This is a genomic window from Anaerococcus sp. NML200574 (assembly GCF_026131665.1).
In the GTDB taxonomy this organism is placed as follows: Bacteria; Bacillota; Clostridia; order Tissierellales; family Peptoniphilaceae; genus Anaerococcus; species Anaerococcus kampingae.
The window spans coordinates 1-4449 of sequence record NZ_JAMXSM010000051.1 but is presented as its reverse complement, the minus strand read 5'-3'; the positions used below and the strand labels follow the sequence as shown (position 1 = coordinate 4449).

4 protein-coding genes are annotated in these 4449 nt (G+C 36.2%); all 4 read left to right on the top strand.

Annotated features, from left to right (window positions below; genetic code table 11):
• Nucleotides 1-99 precede the first annotated feature (99 nt).
• The 4 genes from NH286_RS10435 (at nucleotide 100) to NH286_RS10420 (ending at nucleotide 4306) form a co-directional block, all read left to right on the top strand.
• The gene (locus tag NH286_RS10435; protein ID WP_265238729.1) at nucleotides 100-498 is read left to right on the top strand and encodes a DUF2752 domain-containing protein; all 399 of its coding nucleotides are present in this window, start codon (nucleotides 100-102) and stop codon (nucleotides 496-498) included.
• Nucleotides 499-510: 12 nt separating this feature from the next.
• Nucleotides 511-1161: a zinc ribbon domain-containing protein gene (locus tag NH286_RS10430; protein WP_265238727.1), complete on the top strand. Its 651-nt coding sequence runs from the start codon at nucleotides 511-513 to the stop codon at nucleotides 1159-1161.
• Nucleotides 1161-2090: a DUF4234 domain-containing protein gene (locus NH286_RS10425; RefSeq protein WP_265215263.1), complete on the top strand. Its 930-nt coding sequence runs from the start codon at nucleotides 1161-1163 to the stop codon at nucleotides 2088-2090. The genes NH286_RS10430 and NH286_RS10425 overlap by 1 nt, the downstream gene beginning before the upstream one ends.
• Nucleotides 2091-2245: 155 nt before the next feature.
• On the top strand, nucleotides 2246-4306 hold the full coding sequence (locus NH286_RS10420) for a glutamine synthetase III (protein WP_265238724.1): 2061 nt from the start codon (nucleotides 2246-2248) through the stop codon (nucleotides 4304-4306).
• Nucleotides 4307-4449 lie beyond the last annotated feature (143 nt).

Sequence of the window (4449 nt, the reverse complement as noted above, 5' to 3'; positions counted from 1 at the left end):
AAGTTGTGTAAAATTAAGAAAAGCTCCATTCCTATAGGAATGGACAAACATTGATACATAAAAAATGTATCAACCCTTACCCTAATGTCAGGATTTAGGTTGATACACAAAATTATTTACAGACCCTTTATATTAGCAATTATAATTTTTTACGCATTGCTTTTTGCACTTGGTTTTACCTGCCCAATCAAGGCGCTGACAGGGATTTCATGTCCAAGCTGTGGTATGACGAGGGCTTACTTTTCCCTACTTAGGCTTAAGCCTTCTTTGGCCTTTGTTTACCATCCACTTTTTCCTCTGCCAGCCATTGTCTTAGTGGCTTATATATTTAGGGGGAAACTATCAGATAGGTTTAAGAAAATTGCCATCATTTTGGGACTTATCTTAGTATTTGCTGTTTATTTTATAAGGATGGCTGATCCTAGCGATGATATAGTAGTATGTAGGCCTAGGGATTCGATAATTTATAAGGCTTATGAGAATCTTATTAAAAAATAAAAAGGAGTTGAGATGTTCTGTAAAAATTGTGGGGCTGAGCTAAAGCCAGGCGCTAATTTCTGTGCCCAATGCGGTAGCCCAGTTGACCAAGAAAAAATTCAACCAGCAAGCGAAAAAGTCGAATTAAATCTTGATGAGAAAAAAGAAGAATTTTCAGAAAAATTTGACGAGAAAAAGCAAGAGGCTGCTGAAAGATTAGAAGAAGTAGGCAAAGATCTAGGAGAAAAGGCTGAAAAAGTCAAGGAATCTGTAGAAGAATCTCTTGATACAGCCAAGGAAAATATTGAAGATACTGCTCAAGAAGTAAAAGAAACAGTAAAAGAAACTGCCCAAAAGGCTGAAGAAACTCTCAATCAAACAGTTGAGGATATCAAGGAAGATGTTGAAGTTAAGCCAGCTAATAATTTATTTGAAGAAAAAGCTAGCAGTGATGCAATAGATGGATTTTCCAATGATGAAAATATGGTAGACAATGAGCCTATCTTTAAAAGCATGAAAGATATGGAAAAAGACGCATCTAATGAAGCAAGCATCGAGATAAAGCCAAGTGGCCTTGTGAAAATCATTGCCCTAACAGGCCTTGGAGCAGCTTCTGTTTGTGCAATTCTTTTTGCAATTGACCTACTTAGGTTAGTTATATTTACTATAGGAGGTATTTTCTAATGTTAGGATTTTTATTTTCAATGGCATTTAACCTATTGGCCAACCTTCTTTCTTTAGTTTCTGTAGTATTTTTTGGATATGGTTTATATACAGTTGCTAGACAGTGGAACAAAACTGATAACCAAGACCTTTTTAACCTTACAGTCATAAGTGGTGCATTTATGATTATAGTAAGGATAATTGACCTAATAATAAGAAAGGTAACCTATTATGATTTCTTCTTTAGGCCAATTGTAAGTGTGATTCTAATACTCTTAGCTATTGGGGCACCAGTTTTAATATACCTAGTAGCTATGTCTGCTGGTGATGTAATCTATGAAGATGGATATTTTAACAAATTAAGCGACACAGAGTTTTTAAAATCAGAAATAATGGCTGCCTTTGGTCTATTTATGACTGAAATAGGAAAGATAAGCTCAAAATTTGCTAAGGATGCTGATGGAGCCGCTAAGGCAAAAAGCGGAGCAAATGGAGCTTACCAAGATTCAGATGCCTTTAAATATACAGGAGATTCAGGAGATTTTCACGGAATGCTACCAGAAAGAAGATCATTGATATTATTCTTACTATTAAATTTAATTACTTGCGGATTATATAGTCTATATTTTGTCCACACAGTATCAAGAGATGTAAATATTGCTTGCGCAGGAGATGGAGAACACACTAGTGGTGTATTAAAATATCTAATTTTAACAATCCTAACTTGTGGTATTTATAGTATTTATTGGGATTATGCCCTAGCAAATAGAACTGCAGCAAACGGTCATAGATATGGCTACCATATTCAAGAAAATGGAGCAAGCGTGATATTATGGCTACTTCTTGGTTCATGGATATGTGGACTTGGATATTTTGTAGCAAGAAATATTACAATCAAAAACGTAAATAAGGTATGTAGAGGCTACAACCAAAAAAACCCAATTTACTAAAATTAAAAAATCATAGCTTGTGATGAGGTCATAAGCTATGATTTTTTTATTTGTGAAATCTTACTAAGAATAATTATTTAGGTCCATTTATAATTTTTCTTTACGCAGGTATAATGAAAAAGTAAATTTGCTAAAGAAAATTAGGGAGTAATATTTTGGAAAAGTTTGGAAATATGGCCTTTGATAAGAAGACTATGAAGGAAAATGTGCCTTATCCAGTTTACCTAAAATGGAAAGAGGCAGCAAGAGGAAATGCAAACCTAGACAGAGAGACAGCTGATTCTATCGCTCATGCCATGAAGGCCTGGGCTATTTCTAAGGGTGCTACATCCTACACACATTGGTTTCAGCCCCTAAATGGCAAGACTGCAACAAAGAAAACCGCCTTTTTGAGCAGGGATGATAAGCATAATCCTATCTATAGGTTTTCGGGTAAGGAACTAATTAAGGGAGAGCCTGATGCTTCATCCTTTCCATCCGGTGGAATGCGTTCAACTTTTGAAGCCAGGGGCTATACATATTGGGATTTGACAGCTAATTCCTTTATCTTAGACAAGGTCCTCTACATACCATCAGTCTTCGTTTCATTTTATGGGGAGAAATTAGATAAGAAGCTACCTCTAATAGAGTCAATGAACATGGTAAGCAGTGAAGCCGCTAGGATTTGCAATCTTTTTTTGAAAGATGAAACAACCTATAGGGTCAAGGCGAAGCTTGGTCTTGAACAGGAATTTTATCTTATAGATAAGAAATATTTTGACAAGAGAATTGACCTCGAATATTCGGGCATGACCCTAATTGGATCTGAGCCGATGGTTGAAAAAGAGCTGGTTTCCCATTATTTGGGTGCTATTCCTCAGAGGGTCAATGATTTTTATGAAGATGTCAATAAACAGCTTTATGACCTAGGAATCTACATGGAAGCAGAGCACAATGAGGTGGGTCCAAACCAATTTGAGATAGCGATAATGTTTGAAAATGCAAATATTTCTGTGGATAATAACCAGCTTTTGATGTATATTTTGGAAAAAACTGCCCTCAAGCACGACTTGGTTTGCCTTCTTAAGGAAAAACCTTTTAAAAATATGGCAGGATCAGGCAAGCACAACAATTATTCCCTTGCCACAAATTATGGTAAAAACTTATTTTCACCAGGCAAGGACCCAAAAAACAACATGACCTTCCTCTTGTTTTTGGCTGCCATGATTGAAGTATGCAATAAGGGCCAAAAGCTAATTAGGATAGCTTCATCATCTGTCACCAACGACTACAGGCTAGGAGGCGATGAGGCCCCACCAGCCATACTTTCTGTCTTTGTGGGACTTGATTTAGAAGAAATCCTAAAGGCCATAGCTAGGGGAGACTTGGAAGGACAAGTTCCATCTAACAAGGTTAAAATCCCTCACCTGGGCGAGCTAAAAACTGACTCATCAGACAGAAATAGGACATCGCCAATAGCCTTTACCGGCAATAAATTTGAATTTAGGATGCTTGGCTCATCTAAATCTGCAGCAGACTTAAATACAGTCTTAAATATTGCCATGGCAGAATCTTTAAAGAAAATCGCTGATAGGCTAGAAAAGGCCGATGAAAAATGGCGAAAAGAAGAGGCTTATGCCATAATCAGGGAAATCTATGAAGCCAATAAGAGGATTTTATTCCAGGGTGATGGCTATTCAGAAGAATGGAAAAAAGAAGCTAGTGACCGTGGTCTTGATAATTATCCAAGTTTTCTAGAAGCCCTAAAGGCTGCAAAGGAAGATGGGGCCTACGATATATTTGAAAGAGCGGGAATCTTTACAAGCAAGGAAATTGAATCTATAATTAATGTTGAATTTGAAGAGGTGATCAATTTCTTCTCTTCCCAGCTAGAGATTTTAAATAATATGATCCAGCAAGAAATCCTCCCATCAGCCATGAGGGAAATCAAGGAAATCAGGGATTACCTGGCCTTTGTGGACAATGATAAGCTTAAGGCAAGGGCTAATAAGATTAATGAAGAAGTAGGAGAACTTCTTGATTATAGCGAGAAAATTATAAATATCTTAAAAAAATCTGAATCTATAAAAGATAGAGAAGACAAGGCTTTTTATTTGCAAAATCAGACCAGGAGCCTAGCAGAGAAGATAAGAGAAATCTCAGACTGCCTAGAAAAATTAATATCAAGAGAAAATTACTCCATGCCAAATTATGTGGACATGCTAAAATCCTTATAAAAAAGGCGAGCAATATGTGAACTGACCCCCAAAAGTTAGACTAAAAAACTAACTAAAGGAGGTCAGTTTTTAAATGGCAAAATATAGTACAGAATTTAAAATGAAAGTAGTAAAGGAATATTTAGAATCAAGTATCTCATATA